Below are 19,198 nucleotides of genomic sequence, written 5' to 3'. Positions count from 1 at the left end.
AAACGTGCAGAAATTACTTTTTATCATTAATTCAGCACCTTATGGAAATGAAACGTTTTTTAGTGGATTACGTTTAGCAATGCAAATTCAAGAACAGCACAATGCCTCCATTCGATTATTTTTAATGTCTGATGCCGTTGTTGCAGGATTAGCCAATCAACATCCGACAGAAAGTTACCATGCTCAACAAATGCTCGAAATTTTGGCAACGCAAGGGGCAACCATCAAATTATGTAAAACTTGTACCACCGCACGAGGCATTACGCATTTACCTTTAGCTGATGGAGTGGAGATTGGTTCATTGATTGAGTTAGCTGATTGGACGATGGAAGCGGATAAAGTCTTAACATTTTAGTGAGAAAACTATGACAACAAAATTAACACCCGATGAAGCAATTGATATTGCTTACGATATTTTCTTAGAAATGGCGGGCGAAAACCTCGACCCTGCTGATATTCTACTTTTCAATTTACAATTTGAAGAGCGTGGTGCGGTAGAAATGGTGGAAACCAGTGATACTTGGGATCAAGAAATTGGTACTTTAATCGATCCTGATGCTTTTGCAGAAGTATGGGTTGGATTGGTCAATGAGAATGATGAAATGGATGATGTTTTTGCCCGTTTCCTCATTTCTCACGAAGAAGATAATCGAGAGTACCACGTCATTTGGAAAGAGTAGTGTTTGCTTTTGACATATATCAATTGATCAATAAAGACCGACTATTTTAGTCGGTTTTTTTATTGCGAGTTTTTTACAAAAGAATAAGATATTTATCAGGCAATATGAATGTATTTTAGTTTAAGGAGAGATAATGAAAGATTTAGTCTGTTATAAACAAATGCCTGTATGGAATGTTTCTACTTTACCGCAAATGTTTCAAGAGAAACACAACACCAAAGAAGGAACATGGGCGAAATTATCGATTTTAAAAGGCAAATTGAAGTTCTATCATTTGACTGAAGAAGGCGAAGTTGTTGGAGAACATATCTTCGATGTCGATAATCAGCCCGATTTTGTGGAACCTCAAGTATGGCATAAAGTAGAGGCATTGAGTGATGATCTAGAATGTCAGCTTGCTTTCTATTGCTTACCAGAAGATTATGTCGCAAAAAAATATAGCCTAACTAAAACACACTCAGAAGTGTTAAATGCGGTCAATTATATTAAGCAAGGTAAGGCATTAGATTTAGGCTGTGGGCGAGGCAGAAACTCATTATTTCTGAATCTATTAGGTTTTGATGTGACTGCGGTAGATTTCAATTCAGAAAGCATTGCATTTTTAGACCGTATTATTGAAAAAGAGGATATTAAAAATCTAAGTATAGGTATTTATGATATCAATGAAGCAACAATTGAAGGTGAGTTTGATTTCATTGTTTCGACTGTTGTGTTGATGTTCTTAAATCGTGATCGTATTCCTGCCATTATTGAGAATATGCAAAAAAATACCAAGGTCGGTGGGTATAACTTGATTGTCTGTGCAATGAGTACCGATAAATATCCGTGCAAAATGCCATTCTCATTTACCTTTGCAGAGGGAGAATTAAAACAATATTATCAAGGTTGGGAATTAGTAAAATATAATGAAGATCTTGGTAAGTTACATAAAGTGGATGAAAACGGAAATCGCATTGAACTGCAATTTGCGACAATGTTGGCTAAGAAAATCGCTTAGTGAAAAAATTGCATAACGAGTAGATTAAGTGTGATATATAAATAAGAGGGACGAGGTAAATATATTACCTCGTCCCTTTGTTATGGGGATAGCATTTTAACCGTGACGTTTTTGTCTGATAGTATCTAGCAATTGCTGAACTTTTTCATCATCAAAAATTTCATTCACTGTACGGCTTAATTTTCTTCGCCAGTTCGGGTATTCGCTACTTGTACCCGGAATATTGACAGGATCTAGCATATTGAGCCAATCTTCCGGTTGCGTACCAAATAAGGCACTATTGGTATCAGCTACATAACCTTGCAGTTGGTGGGTAAAGTTTTGAGTAATCCCCATATAATCAGGCTCTAATTCTTGTACTGCCTCAACAGCTCGGCGAATGGCAACTTTATTATCATGACGAGCATCACGTAATGAATGTAAAATATCCTTATTTGGATAAACGCCAAACTGTTGCCCTAGATCGAAATCGTGTAATTTCCAATAACCTTGCACTGTTGGTAAATCGTGAGTACTTAGGGTTGTCATTGCTTGGTATGGATAATCGGCTAATGGTTTACTACCTTGATTATCAAATTCAAAATAGAAAATGTTATAGGCAAGAATACCTTTGCTTTCTAATGCCTCTAACATACCTTCTGGAACTGTACCTAATGCTTCTGCCACGATTAGACATTGATGACGTTGGCTTTCTAAAGCAAGAATTGCTAATAGATCTTCAAGTGGATATTTAATATAAACTCCATTTTTTGCAGAATCACCTTTAGCTACCCACCATAAGCGAGCAAAGCCGAGAATATGGTCGATACGTAATGCACCACAATCTTTCATATTAGCACGGAGTAAATCAATGAAAGGTTGGTATCCTCTGTGTTGTACTACTTCAGGATGCATTGGCGATAAGCCCCAGTTTTGACCTTGTGGTGCTAAGATATCAGGAGGCGCACCGACAGAGGCATCCAGTACATAAAGTTCTTTATCTGCCCAAGTTTCAGCCCCATTATCTGCAACGCCTACTGCAAGATCGCGGTAAAAACCAATCGGCATCCCGAGTTTTTTAGCTAATTCATTACAACTTTTCAGTTGTTGTTGTGCTAAAAATTGTAACCACATATAGAATCTAACTAAATCAGACTGTTCTTGTTGGAATGCTTTAACTGCTGAATTTCGATAGCTTTGATATTGTCTATCCCAGCTTGTCCATCCCCATTGGTCGCTAAATTGTGAAGATAACCACTGATGCAAGGCGTCAAAAGTGCCTTGCACTTTCAATGCTTCACCATTTTGTGCAATAAATTGCTCAAATTCAGTTTGATCTTGTTGTTTAAAAGCATTGTAAGCAAGATGCAACCCTTCGAGTTTTAATCTAATCACTTGCGAATAATCAACATAATCTTTGCAACGCGCCTCGTTAATTTGTTGTTGAATTTCACGTGAATAGAACCAAGTTTGTGCGTCTTTACTCTGTTTGAATGCCTCAACAGCTGTAACGTCAATATACAGAATATTTTGCCATAGACGAGAAGATGGACTATATGGGCTTGCCCCTTCTGGATTAGCAGGGAAAAGCGCATGAATTGGGTTTAATCCTACAAAATCGCCACCTTTTATGGCTAAGCGAGTAAGGAATTGTTTGAGATCGCCGAAGTCACCAATCCCCCAGTTATTCTCAGAACGTAGCGTATAAAGTTGTAAAATCGAACCCCATAATTTTTTGCCTTGTTTTAATGCTTGGGGTTGATATGCTGTTTCTGGTGTAACAATGATACGACATTCCGCTGAATGGTCCGCTAATGTGAGTTGATGATAACCAAGGGGCAATGTATCGGGTAATTCGATTTGATTCGATTTGCATTTTCCTTTGATGATCTCACCGCTTTCCAATGATAATGTCCAATCAAGTGATGATTTTTTTTGCTCTTCAATATTTAACGGAAGAACTAGTGATTCACCTTGTTTAATGACTTTAACTGGCGGTAGGATTTTTGCTGGTTTAGGCTCACCGAGTAATGTTGCCATACGATCATACACCGATTGTTCAGCGTATTTTTTATTTCCATGCTCATCTAAAAAGTAAGGATAAAGATAAGGATGCTCTTTTGTCATATTATGTCCTAAAAATATCTCAAAAAATTAAAACCAATTGAATGTAAAACGCTCTCTATTATTTTTATTAGTAGAGAGCGTTGAATATTTAGCCTTTTACACCACCTGCGGTGAGTCCACCCACAAGCCAACGTTGTGCAACGATAAAGACGAGTGTGATTGGAATTGCTGACAGTATTGCCGCCGCAGCAAAGTCACCCCAAAGGTAGTTTTGTGGGTATAAGTACTGCTGCATACCTACTGCAAGGGTGTAATTGCTGACGTCACGTAGTAAGAGTGAGGCAACAGGAACCTCTGTAATTGCCGCAATAAATGAAAGAATAAATACAACGGCAAGAATCGGTACAGAAAGAGGTAATAAGATTAAACGGAATGTTTGCCACGGTGTAGCACCATCTAAACTTGCTGCTTCTTCAAGGGATTTATCAATGGTTTCAAAGTAACCTTTGATAGTCCAAATATGCATTGCAATTCCCCCTAAATACGCAAAGATTACCCCTCCATGCGTATTCAAACCAAGTAATGGAATGTAATTCCCTAAGCGGTCGAATAACGCATATAAAGCGACGAGAGAAAGTACCGCTGGGAACATTTGGAAAATTAACATACTTTGTAACAGCGTCTTTTTCCCAGAAAAACGGAAACGCGCAAAGGCATAAGCCGAAGTTGTCGATAATGCCAATGTAATTAACGCAGTAATGGTTGCCACTTTCACTGAATTCCATAACCATAATAAAACAGGGAATGGTGGAGGCGTGACTGAACCATCAGCATTCGTGACACTAAAACCTAATGCCAATTTCCAGTGTTCCAGTGAAAATTGACTTGGAATGATTTCCCCTAAAGCAAGGTTTCCCGGTCTAAGTGAAATACCGAGTATCATAAGTAAAGGGAACATGATTAACGCACAGAAACAAATGAGGAAAAGGTGCGTTGCGAATAAACGCAATTTCATTGATTTTGGTTGAATAGCCATAGTATTTTCCTTTTTCTTTATGCCCTTTCACTCTTTGCGAGTTGAGTGAGAGTTGAGTGAGAAGGGCAGAATCCTATTCTTGTTGCATTTTGGTCAAACGAATTTGGAAGAGTGCAAGTACACTTACCAATAAGAAAATGATCACCGCAATTGCTGCTGCTAAGCCGAAGTCTTGTGTGCCACTTCCTTCGAAAGCAATACGGTAGGTATAGCTCACTAATAAGTCAGTATTTCCTGCTGGTGTACTTGTTCCAATCATACTTGGACCACCACCTGTTAATAATTGAATTAATACGAAGTTATTAAAGTTAAACGCAAAACTTGCAATCATTAATGGCATAAGTGGTTTAAGGAGTAATGGCACTGTAATTTTTCTGAAGTTTTGCCATACGCTCGCACCATCAATAGATGAGGCTTCATATAAATCAGATGGAATCGCTTTTAATAACCCCATACATAGAATCATCATGTAAGGGTAACCTAACCAAGTATTGACGATTAAAATCATCACTTTCGCTAGGAACGGATCATTAAACCATTCTGGGCGAATACCAAATAAGCTATTTAAGATAAGGTTAATTTCCCCGAAACTTTGGTTAAATAACCCTTTAAAAATCAGCATGGAAATAAATGCAGGGACGGCATAAGGTAAAATTAACAATAAGCGATAAACTGCTTTTCCTTTTAATGCTTCCCATTGCACCAATGATGCGAAAATCATACCCAATGTAGTGGTAAATACCACGGTTAGTAAGGCAAAAATCACGGTCCAAATGAAAATCTTAATGAAAGGTTGTTGAACACCTTCATCCGTTAAAATTTTCACAAAATTTTTCCAACCAATTGGTACGGTATAACCTGGCTCTAAACGTTTTCCAGTAAATTGATCTTGATTATCAATTTGTTCAAAGAAACCAATCTCATCATTAGGTTTGTAGCGATCGCCAGTTTCTAAATTAGTGAGAATAGTCGTTGTGTCATCAAATTGGTAACGAGCGCTTTGTTGTGCAAATTGACGTAATGAACTCATGGTTAAGCTATCATTACTCGGTAGAATCACATTGATACTTTGTAATTGTTGACGGTTCTGTGTTGTAACACGTAATGATGCGACTGGTTGTTCAGGTAGTACTTCTACTTCAGATACAGTGATATCACCCTCTAGATCCGCAACAACAAGCGGTTCGGAAAGGTAATATTTTTGTAATTCAGCATTATCTAAGGCAATTTGGTGCATTCCTTCTTCTGATTCAAGTAATTTGAATCCATATCGCTCACCTGAAAAATACTTCTGATTTTGTAGCTGAGTAACGACTTGATTGAAGTTTAGCTGATTTGAGCCACTATAATTGGTAAAAGCGATAACAACTGTGGCGACTAAAGGGAAAATAACAAAAATTCCCATTGCTGCTACACCTGGGTAAACATAACGCCAGCGGTAAGTTATACGGTTACTGAAAATATAAATACCCGAAGTAATAATGATTAATGCTAAAAGGGCAAAAAGAATTTCACCTTGAAGATAAATAGTGAACACTAAATAAAATGCAACGAGGTACAGTAGCCCGACAAACGTCCTTTTTACCCAAGTGTGGGATGATGAATTTGTTGCTTGAGTTGAGGATAACATGAGATATTCCTTTTATAACTACCTAGAGGCAAAATAGAGACAAATTGCAAAAATAATTGAAAATATGACCGCTTGTGATTGAATATCAAAATTTAGTTTGTTTTTTATTTAATTAAAGGTTTGGCAAAATATTTTCACCAAACCTTTTGATTGTGAGTTTTTATAGACTAAATATTATTCTTTTTCAATCTTCGCTTTGGCTTCATCTAATGCATCTTTCACAGATTGACGACCTGTCACTGCTGAATTAATCGCAGCTTTTTCTGAATACCAGAAACGGCTCATTTGTGGAATATTTGGCATGATTTCACCATTTTCTGCATTTTGCATTGTTGCAGCGATACGAGGATCTGACGCTAATTTAGCTTGATAGCTCTTTAATGCAACAGCACCAAGTGCAACATCATTATTCACTGTTTCTAAACCTTCATCAGTTAATAAATAGTTTTCTAAGAACTCTTTTGCTAAATCTTGATTTGGACTAGCAGAGTTAATACCCGCACTGAGTACACCAACGAAAGGTTTTGATGCCTTACCATTTAATGTTGGTAATACTGCTACACCATAATTAATGCCACTTTTTTCAATATTTGACCATGCCCAAGGACCATTGATTGTAAGCGCTGTGTCACCCTTGTTGAAGGACGCTTCAGCAACAGAATAATCCATATCAGCATTTACAATTTTTTTGTTCACTAAATCAACAACAAATTGTAAACCTGTTTGAGCTGCTTCATTTGCAACACCGATATCTTTAACATCATATCCGCTATCAGTCACTTTAAATGCATAAGCACCTTGTGAAGAAATTACTGGCCATGTAAAGTAAGGTTCTGTAAGGTTCCACATGATCGCATTTTTGCCTTTAGCTTTTAAATCAGCATCTAATTTTTCAACTTCTTCCCAAGTGCTTGGTGGAGTTGGTACTAAATCTTTATTGTAGATAAGTGATAAAGATTCTACAGCGATTGGATAAGCAATTTGTTTTCCATTGTATTTAGTTGCATTCCAACCAATGTCAGATAATTTGCTTCTAAAATTATCACTGGTTTGTACTTCAGCAAGTAAGCCAGCTTGTGCATAACCACCGAAACGGTCATGAGCGAAGATAATGATATCTGGACCATCACCAGTTGATGCAACTTGAGGATAGACTTCTTCTAATCCACTTGGATGCTCAACAACAACTTTGATTCCAGTTTCTTCTTCAAATTTTTTCCCAACTTGGTCAAGACCGTTATAACCTTTATCGGCATTTATCCAAATATTTAATTGACCTTCAACGATTTTGGCATTAACACCTTGTGCTAAAAATACTCCAGCGAGTACTGTTAATGCAGTTTTAGTTAATTTTGTCATCGTTTTTCCCCTCATTATTTTATGAATAAAATTTTTCTGGCACATATTTCAAGATTCCATATAAATAAACATCATCCCCCTGATTCATCCCTAAATATTTAATTAGTGATCTAGATCTCATTTTTCGCTTATTTTCCTAAAATTGAGAAATAGATCACATAAATTTACATAAATTTTGTGATAAATGTCACAAAAAAAGCTATTTTTTTGTTAAAAAATTTTTTCAAAAAAAGTAAATAAATTTGCTGGGGTATGATGGCAAAAGCCAAGAAAACCAGTAATCTACGCCACAAATCATTTTTGGAGGAATAGAAAATGGCAGAGGTTAAACTCGTTAACGTAGGAAAATCTTACGGTAATGTGCATATTTCTAAAGACATTAATTTACATATTGAAGATGGCGAATTTGTCGTATTTGTTGGACCATCTGGTTGTGGTAAATCAACCTTATTGCGAATGATCGCTGGGTTAGAAGATATTACAACAGGTGATTTGTATATTGGTGATCAAAGGATAAATGATGTACCGCCTGCAAAACGTAATATTGGGATGGTGTTTCAATCTTACGCACTCTATCCTCATTTAAATGTTGCTGAGAATATGTCATTTGGGTTAAAGCTTGCAGGACATTCAAAAGCAGATATTGATCAACGTGTGAATCAAGTGGCTGAAATTTTACAATTAGCTCATTTGTTACAACGTAAACCAAAAGAGTTATCTGGCGGACAACGTCAGCGTGTTGCTATTGGACGCACTTTGGTGTCTCAACCTGAGGTCTTTTTATTGGATGAGCCTCTTTCTAATTTGGATGCGGCATTACGTGTTCAAATGCGTGTTGAAATCTCAAAATTACATAAAAAGCTTGGTAGAACCATGATTTATGTAACACATGATCAGGTTGAAGCGATGACACTTGCTAATAAAATTGTAGTACTCAATGCGGGAGGTATTGCTCAAGTGGGTAAACCTTTAGAGTTATATCATTATCCTGCAAATCGCTTTGTGGCAGGCTTTATTGGTTCACCAAAAATGAACTTCCTACCTGTTAAAGTGATTGAAACTAAAGAAAATGGTGTGAAAATTGAGTTACCTGATGCTACACACTTAAATTTTTGGATTCCAGTAGATAGTACAGGCGTTAATGTGGGGGATAATCTATCTCTTGGTATTCGCCCAGAACATTTATTACCTTGTGATCAAAGTGATGTATGTATCAAAGGTACAGTAAAAGTGGTAGAGCAATTAGGTAATGAAACTCAGGTTCATGTTGAAATGCCACCTATTAAACAGAGTTTAGTTTATCGTCAATCTGATATTGTATTGGTTGAAGAGGGCGATGAAATGTCAATCGGAATTAATCCAGAACGTTGCCATTTATTTAAAGAAGATGGTACGGCTTGTAAGCGATTATTCAAAGAACTTGGTGTATAACAAATTTTTTCATAGTGTAAATTTTAATAAAAACTTATCAACATAGGAGCAATCTATGAATATCAACAAAACGTTACTTGCAGCATTTGTTTCTAGTGCTGTTCTTTCCACTTCAGCTCTTGCAGTTGACTTCCATGGGTACGCTCGTTCAGGTATTGGTTGGACTTCTGGTGGTGGTGAACAAGCTGCATTTACTGTAAATGGTGGGGGTTCTAAATACCGTTTAGGTAACGAAGCAGAAACTTATGCTGAATTAAAATTAGGTCAAGAGTTATTTAAAAGTGGTGAAAAATCCATCTATTTAGATACTAACGTTGCTTATGCAATTCAACAACAAAATGACTGGGAATCAACAAATCCTGCATTACGTGAAATGAATGTTCAATTTAAAAACTTTATGGATGCTTTACCGGGTGCAACACTTTGGGCGGGTAAACGTTTCTACCAACGTCATGATGTTCATATGAATGACTTCTATTACTGGGATATTTCAGGTCCTGGTGCAGGGGTTGAACATATTAATTTAGGCGAGAAGATAGGTAAATTATCTTTAGCAGTTACGCGTGATACTGAACAAGGTGGTGCATATACTTCTTATTATGATTATGCTCAAAAAAAATATATAAATAGTCGTGATAAGAACAAAGATGTTTATAACGATATTTTTGATATCCGCTTAGCTGAAATTCCATTATGGACAGATGGTTCTTTGGAATTAGGTTTTGATTATGGTCGTGCTCATACTAAAGATAATGCAAGATTAGATGATAAAGCAACCAAAGATGGTTATATGTTCACTGCTGAATATACTCAAGGTAATTTCTTCGGCGGTTTCAATAAATTAGCAGTACAATACGCAAAAGATTCTATGACTTCGTGGAATAATGGTCATGCTCAAGGATCACTTGAAAGCAACCGTGGTGATATGATTCGTGTTATTAATCAAGGTGTAGTTGCGCCAATGGATAGAATTGAAGTGATGTATGCGTTAATTTATGAAAAAACAGATCTTAAAAATAAACAAGGTAAAACTTGGTATTCAGCGGGTATTCGTCCAATGTATAAATGGACTGAGACAATGAGTACCTTACTTGAAGTAGGTTATGACCATATTAAAGATCAAGCATCTGGTAAGAAAAATGATCTGATGAAATACACTATTGCACAACAATGGCAAGCAGGTAACAGTATTTGGGCTCGTCCTGCAATCCGTGTATTTGGTACCTATGCACGCTGGAATGATAAATTCAACACTCAAATCCGTACTGATAACGGTTATAAAGCCAAAGATGGTGAGTTTATTGGTGGTATCCAAATGGAAGCATGGTGGTAAGAATACCTTCCAACTTACATAAATACTAATAACAAGCGGTCAGATTACGGTAATGTTTTGTAATACTGATCGCTTTTACATTTAACTAAGGAATATAGATGAAACTTAAAGTCGCACTTTTATCAAGTCTATTGTTGATGTCATCAGCATTTGCGAATACCTTAAATTTATCTAGAGCTGATATTCAAGGGATTTCATGGGTTGATATGAATTTATCAGACCAAAGATCAATGGTTTTATCAGATAGTCATAAATTTCAATCCGCGAATGTGGTTGCCGCCTATAAATTGCCGGCTAACCAAGGAGCTTTGAAAATTAGAATTAGTAGCCCTGTAATTCAAAACAAAACGGTTTTTGTGCCGAATGTTTTAGTGTTGGATGCTAATTTTAATCCTTCTGTAGAATATCCTGCTTCACAATTCCAATTTCAACAAGAAAGAGGATTAGCTGCAGCACAATATCAAACTGAATTAAATTTAACTCCAACTCCTAATCAAGATTTTGTTTATTTAGTCGTTTATACAACGGATCAAGATTTACAAGGGACATCAACTGTTACTCATCCTGCTAAGTTATTAGCTAAAGCACAAGGTAATCAACCACCATCAATTCCAGATTTAACCGTTCAGCATACACTTCAAGGAAAATTGGATATTGAAGTTGATGGCGCACAATCTACTCAATTTATCGGACTGGGCGGACCATTATTCGAAATGAAAAAATCAGAGCCAGCGCCTCAGGTTGTTGGTACTGCATCGCAAGCTAATGTGAGTACATCAGCAGTACAGTCTGTTGCACAGCCTACTGTACAACCACAACCAGTCGCTAAACCAAAACCAGTAGAGCAAAGTACAGAGGCTTATTTCAATCAAGCGGTGTTGGATGCATTAAAAAATAATGATGTAAACAAGGCAATGAACTTGGTTAATGAAGCTGAAAGATTAGGTTTGGAAGAGCCTCGTAAGATCTTCATTAAAAATATTTCTATACAGAAATAGACGTTCAAGATATTTCATCTATTAAGCGGACTGAGTTCCGCTTATTTCTAACTTTGTGAACTGAATATGAATAGGTGCTATTCGGGGGACAAAATGAAACCTACTTTTCTTTTCCTTTCTTTATTTTCGATTATCTCTCTTAAGGCTAGTGCATGGAAGAGTGATTATTTTTCTGAATTTCAACCCGTCGATAAAAGTGTGATTAGAGCCAGTACATTTTTGAAGAAGGGGACTTACCCTTTTCAATTTTTTGATGGCGATAATTGTTTCCAGCCAGAATCAGCCATGAAATTAAATCAAGCAATGGCTTTGGTGGCTTGTACTGATCCTTCACCCTCAACGCGTTTATTTAGAGATGGACAATATGTTGCACAAATAATCACAAGTGATGGTGTTCCTTCGCTGACTTTATCCGTTGAAGCAATGAAAAGTAATGATGATTTCGGTGCAGTTTGTCCCGTATGGGATCATAAAAGTGTAGAGATAGATGTTTCTAAAGTGTTCAAAGATGGGGAAACTGTTCGAGATGCTTATTCAGGGCAGAGTGCAGTGGTAAAAGATGGAAAAATCAATTTGCTCCCTTCCTCAGAGGCAAATGGATTATTGCTGTTGGAGTCGGATACTCAAACTGATAAATCAGCGGTATTCGATTGGAAAAATGCGACAGTTTATTTTGCTTTAACTGACCGATTCTATAATGGTGATCCAAGCAATGATAACAGTTATGGCCGTCATAAAGATGGCATGGAAGAAATTGGCACTTTCCATGGTGGTGACCTAAAAGGATTAACGGAAAAATTAGATTACTTACAACAATTAGGTGTGGATGCTATTTGGATAAGCTCACCTTTAGAGCAAATTCACGGTTGGGTTGGTGGCGGTGATCGGGGTGATTTTCCGCACTATGCTTATCACGGCTATTATCATTTAGATTGGACAAAAGTTGATGCCAATATGGGTACAGAGGACGATCTTAAAACCTTTATCGAACAAGCTCACCAAAGGGGAATTAGAGTTTTATTTGATATCGTAATGAATCATACAGGGTATGCCACTTTAGCTGATATGCAGGAATTTGGATTTGGTCGCCTTCGTTTAAAACCAGATGAGATGGATTCCATATTAGGTGAACATTGGACAGATTGGACACCGAAGAAAGGGCAAAACTGGCACTCTTTTAATGATTTTATTAATTTTTCCGATCAAGATGGTTGGAGCAAGTGGTGGGGTAAAGCTTGGGCTAGATCGGATATTGGCGATTACGATAGTCCAAAATTTGATGATCTAAAAATGTCATTATCGGCATTGCCTGATATCAAAACAGAATCTGATCAAGCGGTCACTTTACCCGAATTTTTTGCAAATAAACCCGACACTAAGGCAGTTTCAAAAGAAGATACTAAAGTAAGAGAATATTTGATCAGTTGGTTGTCCGATTGGGTAAAAAAATATGGTCTTGATGGTTTCCGTGTTGATACGGCAAAACATGTAGAACAAAGTACTTGGTTAGAATTAAAACAATCTGCACAAGCTGCATTGAATGAATGGAAAGCTACACACCCAGATCATTTTAATGATGATTTTTGGATGACGGGTGAAGCTTGGGGACATGGCGTGTATCAAAGTGATTATTTTAAAAATGGCTTTGACTCAATGATTAACTTTAGCTTTCAAGATCCAGCTAAAGAGGCTTTATCTTGCTTTGGTAAAATTGTGCCAACCTATCAAACGATGAGCGAAAAAATAGCTGATTTGAATGTATTGAGTTATATCTCTTCCCACGATACCCGTTTATTTTTCAATAGTGACAGTGAAAACGATATTGAAAAACAGAAAGTGGCAGGAAGTTTATTATTGTTAGCTCCCGGTGCGGTACAAATTTATTACGGGGATGAAAGTGGGCGTAAATTTGGCGCAACAGGATCAGATCCACTTCAAGGCACACGCTCTGATATGAATTGGTCTGAGATTGAAAATAATCCAGAAACCCAATCCTTGATTACACATTGGACGAAATTGGCAAAATTCCGTCAAAATCATATTGCGGTAGGTAAAGGGAAACAGACTATATTAGAAACGAAGAAGTATTTGGCATTTTCTCGAGAAGAGGGAAATGACAAAGTGATGGTGGTGTGGGCTGGAAAATAATGAATTCTTGTTTTATTTTCAATGACTTTCAGCTAGAATCGTACGCCCAATTCACGAATGTTCCACACAATAAAGAGGAATGACTTATGAAAAAAGTTAAATTGTTATTAGTTCTTAGTGCATTATCAACGGCTGCTTTAGCGGCTGGTCCAAAAGTGCCTTACACCCATCAAGGCTTTAAAAGTACAGATGAAACACAAGTGGCAGTCCATTTTGTTTCTGTAGAAGATATTGAAAAAAGTTTAGAAGGGCAAGGACCAATTAATGTCAGTTTTGATGTTGATGATACATTATTACACTCTAGTGGTTATTTTAGATATGGGATGGATTATTTCCAAATTCCAAATGATCCAAGAGGCCCAATCAGTTATTTATTTAATCAGGATTATTGGGATTATGTTGCAGAAATGGGAGATGAACATTCAATCCCTAAAAAATCAGCTCAAGACTTAATTAATATGCACTTAAAAAGAGGCGATCATATCTTCTTTATTACAGGTAGAACAAAGCATTCTAAACAGGAAAATTATACCTCAAATAAATTATCAAAAACCTTGCAGCGTTTCTTTGGCTTACCGAATGAAGTATTCGTCGAATATACAGCAGATACTCCAGTAGAACCATATAAATATGATAAAGCATTCTATATGAAAAAACATGATGTCGCTTTACATTATGGTGATTCAGATGATGATATCTTAGCGGCGAGAGAATTAGGTATTCGTGGTATTCGTGTACAACGTGCTTATAACTCGACTAACCCACAAAAAGTAAATGGTGGTTATGGCGAAGAAGTTTTAATTAATTCAGCTTGGTAATAAGTTTGTTTTATTAGCTAAAATGAAAAATGGTTGCAACGATTTGCAACCATTTTTTATAGACATTAATCAGCTTATTGCCAATATTTTTTCTTAGAAGTATGTCCAATCCCCACGTTAAAGCTATTGGTTGGGTCAAGCTGTTTATAAAAGGATTTTAATTCAGGAGCTGCTTCATACAAATGACCTACATTATGTTCCGCAGGATATTTTGCTCCACGTTGATCCAGTATTTTTAGCATCTCATGTTCAACTTCTTCCCAATTATAGCCTTTCTTGATGAGGTAATCTTGGTGGAATACATGGCATAGGAAGTGCGCACAATAAATTTTATGGACTAATTTATCGGTAATATTATCTGGTAATTTTTGGAACCAATCCAATTCATTACGTGGTAATGCAACATCAAGTGCCACAATTTCTTCCACTTCTTTTGTATGGACTGCACGGTATCTTACTTCCGCAGCCCCGATAGCAAAACGGTGTAGCATTGCTGCTTCTGCTTCTTTGGGTGAACATTCGAAATATTTACCATTATTGGTATCTTTGAAAAACTCTCTTAAGAATTGTCTTGCTTCTTCTATACCACGACGACCCCCCATTTTTAAAATGAGATGGTGTTCAAATTCATCACGATATTCTTTAAATTTTGCAGGTAAGTGCTGTGGAATTAAGTGAGAAAGCACTTGCATTGTTTTATCACTAAAATATTCAGGTAGGAATGGTACCTTCTTTGCAATGCGATCAACTTTTGCTTTAAGTGAAAATAATTTTGGTAAATATTGTGTACCAAGATTTTTGATGACCCAGTAGGTATCTTTTCCATAAACTTCTGCAATATCAAAAGCTTCTCTATGAATATATTCACCTAATATTGGTAAGTTTTGGAAATTAGCCAAAATATGACGGCGTATTTCAGTAAATGCATGGGTGTTATTGGTACCAATGTAAAAGGTTGCAGTTTCACTTTCTGCTGGGAAAGTATCTAAACGCACTGCAAAAACCCCTAATTTACCCGCTGAACCTGATACATCAAAATGGCGATGAGGATCAGCGTTGAATCGAGCTGGAGTATCTGCATCTATTTCTCTGACGTGGTTACAGTAATCATGATCATGACCGTGTCCACAATTGAGTTGAACATCCATTGGTTGATAATTTTGTTGTTGTAAATTAGTTAGGATCTCTTCTGGTGTATTACCTAATTCAATACCGAGTTTATTGACAAGTTTTAATTCACCATTTTCATCTAACTGAGCATACAATGCCATTTCTGTATAGGCTGGACCACGTTGAATTAAAGATCCTCCAGAGTTATTACAAACCCCACCGATTATTGATGCTCCAATACAAGAAGAGCCTAATACAGAGTGAGGTTCACGATTGTATTGTTTTAATAAATCTTCTAATTCATTCAATCTTGAGCCAGCTAAGCAAACAACTTGTTCTGCATTACGAATAGTCTGAATCCCTTTAATTCGCATTGTGTTGATGATGACAATATCTCTATCATAATCATCACCGAATGGTGTAGAGCCTCCAGTAATTCCCGTATTAGCTGCTTGAGAAATAATAATGACATCCGCTGCCACACATAATTTTAGCGTTTGCCAATATTCTAATAATGTATTTGGTCTAACCACAGCAAGAGCTTTTCCTGTACCAAAACGGAAACCCGTTCGATACATTTCATTTTTAGTTGGATCGGTGATGACGTATTTATCACCTACAACTTTTTTAAGATCGGATACAAGAGAATTGATAGACATATTATTTCCTCCTAAACAAAACTTAACAAATTTAATAACAAATGATAATGATAAATCAAAAAAATGTGACCTATTTCACTTTCTATACGAGAATTATTTAATAAAATCAAGAAATATAGAGAGTTTTTTATTTATTAATTATTATTTTTTGCTCTTTGATTCATTAATTTGCTTAATTTTTCCTATTTTATTTCAAAATTTGATAGAATCTAACTCCAAATGGATTAGGAGAAAATTCTATGGTCACAAAGCTTATTCCGACTAAATTGATTTCAAGCGAATCACAGGCTATGCATAAATTAAATGCTCAAAATATTGAGCGTACGGTATTATTGCGATCATTAGAACAAGCAAAGTCTTATCCATTAACGTTGATTACCGCTCCAGCAGGTTACGGAAAAACGATCTTAGCATTACAATGGGTTGAACGCTTAAGAGCTAAAAATGAACGTGTTGTTTGGTTTGCATTGGATGAGAGTGACAATAAAGTAGAGCAGTTCTCTAATTATTTTTCTTCGGCATTAAGTAATGTAACGGGAGTCAGCTTTCAATCGATCAATTATCAAAATAATTTAGTGGAATATCTAGGGCAATTATTAGTACCACTTTTTGAAGTAAAAACGCCTTTTTATGTTGTGATTGATGATTATCATCTTATTGAAAATAGTGAAATTCATGATGCGTTACGTTTTTGGTTGAAGCATCAGCCTGCATCAATGCATTTAATTTTGTTATCACGTCTTACTCCTCCTCTCAGTATTACTAATCTCCGTATCCATGAAAAGTTATTTGAAATTGGGGTGAATGAACTGGCATTTACGCCAGCTGAAGTTCGTCAATTTTTTGAGCAAAAACTACAAATGACACTGAACGATGAGGTTGTATTTTCCCTTTGCGACCGTGTTGAAGGGTGGGCTACAGCTTTGCAATTGGTTAGCATTGCTATTAAACAAAATGCCGAGTTATTGCAGTTTCCAGAAAAACTATTTACGAAGTTAAATCAACAAGATATTGCAGATTATTTGAATGAAGAGGTCTTCCATTATATTGATCCCACTTTAAAACAATTTATGCAACGTTGTGCAATTTTACGTTCAATGAATGAAAAATTGGTCTTTGCCATTACGCAAGATCACAATGGGGTCAAATACCTTGATGAGTTGGAAAAACAAGGACTATTTGTTCAGCGATTAGTACAAGATAATGGTGAGGTATGGTGGAAGTTTCACCCTATTCTTGCAAATTATTTATCTCAAAGTTGCCGAGTAGAATTGCCTAATGAATGGCAAAAATTGCATCAAAATGCCTCTATGGAGTGGCTAAAATTAGGCTATGGCTCTGAAGCTTTATACCACGCTCAGATGCTGGATGATACTGAAACCCTATATCAAATTTTACAAGAACATGGATGGGCGCTTTTTCACCAAGGGCAATTGAAATTACTGGAAGATTGTTTACAGCGACTTCCTTCAGAAAAAGTTTGGCAAGAAGAAAACTTAGTCTTACTTAAAGCTTGGCTAGCACAAAGTCAACATCGTTACCAAAAAGTAACCGGTATTTTGCAAAAGTTTGAGCCAAAGTCACCGCTTAGCGAAAGTTTACAAGGACGTTTCGATTCATTGAAAGCTCAAGTGGCAATTAATGCAGGGGATGAAGAACAAGCTTATGTCTTGGCAAATCAAGCCTTAAAAAATCTTTCTTCTGAGTTTGGATATGCGCAGATTGTGGCTAAGTCGGTCATTGGTGAGGCACAGCATTGTCGTGGCTATTTAAAAGATGGTCTAGCGATTATGCAACAAGTCGAAAAATTAGCGACTACGCAAAATGCTTATCACCATTGGCTTTGGTCTCGATTACAACAAGCTGAGATTTTATCAGCACAAGGATTTTGGCAATCTGCATTTGACTTATTAAAAGAAACCTCCCAACAGACTTCTAATTTTCATAAAATTCCAATGGATGAGTTTTTAGTCCGTTTGAAAGGACAAATCCTATGGGAATGGCATAATTTGGATCAAGCTGAGGCGATGGCAAATGATGGGATTGAGCTACTTGATAAGGAAGAAGAAAAAATCCAATGTTTAGCCTTATTAGCAAAAATATCCTTAACAAAAGGGGATATTCATAATGCGGAAAAATTGATTGAACGCTGTCGTGAATTACTCTCTCGAAGTTCGCCCCATAAGGATTGGATAACCGCATTGGATGAAGTTCAGCTAATTTATTGGCAGATGAATGGAGAAAAAGCACATTTAGAAAGTTGGCTTGCTCAAACTAATTTTCCAACCCAAGCCCATAATCATTTTACTCAACGTCAATGGCGTAATATTGCTCGCTGTTTCTTGTTGCAAGGAGAGTACGAAGAAGCATTAAAGATTCTCAATAATTTATTAGATACGGCTTTTAATTTTAATTTAGTCAGTGATACTCAGCGTGCGTTAATTTTACGTAATCGAGCTTATTTTTTACAAGGTCGACAAGATTTAGCTCAACAAGATCTCATTCAGGCTCTCACTTTGAGCCAACAAACTAATTTTATTAGTGCGTTTGTAATTGAGGGGGATTTGATTGCTCAACAAATCAGATCATTGTTGCAATTGAATATTTTAGAAGAGTTTACTTTACATAAAGCACAATTTATTTTGCGAAGCATCAACCAACATAATCGCCACAAAACTGCGCATTTTGATGAAGAATTTGTGAAAAACTTATTGGCGAATCCACAGGTGCCTGAGCTACTTAAAATCAGCCCGCTAACACAACGTGAATGGCAAGTTCTAGGCTTGATTTACTCTGGATATAGTAATGAGCAAATCTCACAGGAATTGGTAGTAGCCATGACGACCATCAAAACCCATATCCGCAATTTATATCAAAAAATCGGGGTAACCAATCGTAGTGAAGCGATTGAATACACCCGAAGTTTATTAAGAATGATGGGCTATAATTAACT

14 protein-coding genes are annotated in these 19,198 nt (G+C 36.5%); 9 read left to right on the top strand and 5 right to left on the bottom strand.

From position 1 onward, the window contains the following. The first annotated feature begins 4 nt into the window (after positions 1-4). From A6A10_RS06975 to tehB, 3 genes are all read left to right on the top strand, one after another. The gene (locus tag A6A10_RS06975) at positions 5-355 is read left to right on the top strand and encodes a DsrE/DsrF/TusD sulfur relay family protein (protein WP_121122441.1); all 351 of its coding nucleotides are present in this window, start codon (positions 5-7) and stop codon (positions 353-355) included. Positions 356-365: 10 nt separating this feature from the next. Next, entirely contained in the window at positions 366-680 is a 315-nt protein-coding gene (locus tag A6A10_RS06970; RefSeq protein ID WP_121122439.1) for an HI1450 family dsDNA-mimic protein, read from the top strand. Positions 681-813: 133 nt separating this feature from the next. Continuing rightward, complete coding sequence (tehB, locus tag A6A10_RS06965) at positions 814-1,677, top strand: SAM-dependent methyltransferase TehB (RefSeq protein ID WP_121122437.1); 864 nt, start codon at positions 814-816, stop codon at positions 1,675-1,677. A gap of 96 nt (positions 1,678-1,773) precedes the next feature. On the opposite strand, the gene malQ is transcribed toward tehB, so the two are convergent. The 4 genes from malQ to malE form a co-directional block, all read right to left on the bottom strand. Beyond that, entirely contained in the window at positions 1,774-3,783 is a 2,010-nt protein-coding gene (gene malQ / locus A6A10_RS06960) for a 4-alpha-glucanotransferase (protein ID WP_121122435.1), read from the bottom strand. An 88-nt stretch (positions 3,784-3,871) separates the two neighbouring features. Next, complete coding sequence (gene malG / locus A6A10_RS06955; RefSeq protein ID WP_121122434.1) at positions 3,872-4,759, bottom strand: maltose ABC transporter permease MalG; 888 nt, start codon at positions 4,757-4,759, stop codon at positions 3,872-3,874. A 73-nt stretch (positions 4,760-4,832) separates the two neighbouring features. After that, entirely contained in the window at positions 4,833-6,389 is a 1,557-nt protein-coding gene (gene malF / locus A6A10_RS06950) for a maltose ABC transporter permease MalF (RefSeq protein WP_121122432.1), read from the bottom strand. Between the two features lie 174 nt (positions 6,390-6,563). After that, a complete protein-coding gene (gene malE, locus A6A10_RS06945) occupies positions 6,564-7,748 on the bottom strand; it encodes a maltose/maltodextrin ABC transporter substrate-binding protein MalE (protein ID WP_121122430.1) in 1,185 nt (394 codons plus the stop codon). Between the two features lie 315 nt (positions 7,749-8,063). On the opposite strand from malE, the gene malK reads away from it, so the two are divergent. The 5 genes from malK (at position 8,064) to aphA (ending at position 14,476) form a co-directional block, all read left to right on the top strand. Continuing rightward, complete coding sequence (gene malK / locus A6A10_RS06940) at positions 8,064-9,179, top strand: maltose/maltodextrin ABC transporter ATP-binding protein MalK (protein ID WP_121122428.1); 1,116 nt, start codon at positions 8,064-8,066, stop codon at positions 9,177-9,179. 55 nt (positions 9,180-9,234) lie between these two features. Next, positions 9,235-10,512 carry a maltoporin gene (locus A6A10_RS06935; protein ID WP_121122426.1) on the top strand — a complete coding sequence of 426 codons (1,278 nt, stop codon included), beginning with the start codon at positions 9,235-9,237 and terminating at the stop codon, positions 10,510-10,512. 98 nt (positions 10,513-10,610) lie between these two features. Then, positions 10,611-11,510, top strand: a complete 900-nt coding sequence (locus A6A10_RS06930) for a MalM family protein (RefSeq protein WP_121122424.1) — start codon at positions 10,611-10,613, stop codon at positions 11,508-11,510. Between the two features lie 93 nt (positions 11,511-11,603). Next, complete coding sequence (locus A6A10_RS06925; protein ID WP_121122422.1) at positions 11,604-13,658, top strand: alpha-amylase; 2,055 nt, start codon at positions 11,604-11,606, stop codon at positions 13,656-13,658. Positions 13,659-13,744: 86 nt separating this feature from the next. Further along, a complete protein-coding gene (gene aphA / locus A6A10_RS06920) occupies positions 13,745-14,476 on the top strand; it encodes an acid phosphatase AphA (protein ID WP_121122420.1) in 732 nt (243 codons plus the stop codon). 74 nt (positions 14,477-14,550) lie between these two features. Here aphA and dld read toward each other — a convergent pair whose 3' ends face one another. After that, positions 14,551-16,245, bottom strand: a complete 1,695-nt coding sequence (dld, locus tag A6A10_RS06915; protein ID WP_121122418.1) for a D-lactate dehydrogenase — start codon at positions 16,243-16,245, stop codon at positions 14,551-14,553. 239 nt (positions 16,246-16,484) lie between these two features. Between dld and malT the strand changes: the two genes are divergently transcribed. Continuing rightward, entirely contained in the window at positions 16,485-19,196 is a 2,712-nt protein-coding gene (malT, locus tag A6A10_RS06910; RefSeq protein WP_121122416.1) for an HTH-type transcriptional regulator MalT, read from the top strand. Positions 19,197-19,198: the final 2 nt, after the last annotated feature.

Origin of the sequence: Otariodibacter oris (assembly GCF_009684715.1) — a bacterium.
In the GTDB taxonomy this organism is placed as follows: domain Bacteria; phylum Pseudomonadota; class Gammaproteobacteria; order Enterobacterales; family Pasteurellaceae; genus Otariodibacter; species Otariodibacter oris.
The sequence above is the reverse complement of the archived record's forward strand: the minus strand, read 5'-3'. Positions and strand labels throughout refer to the sequence as shown.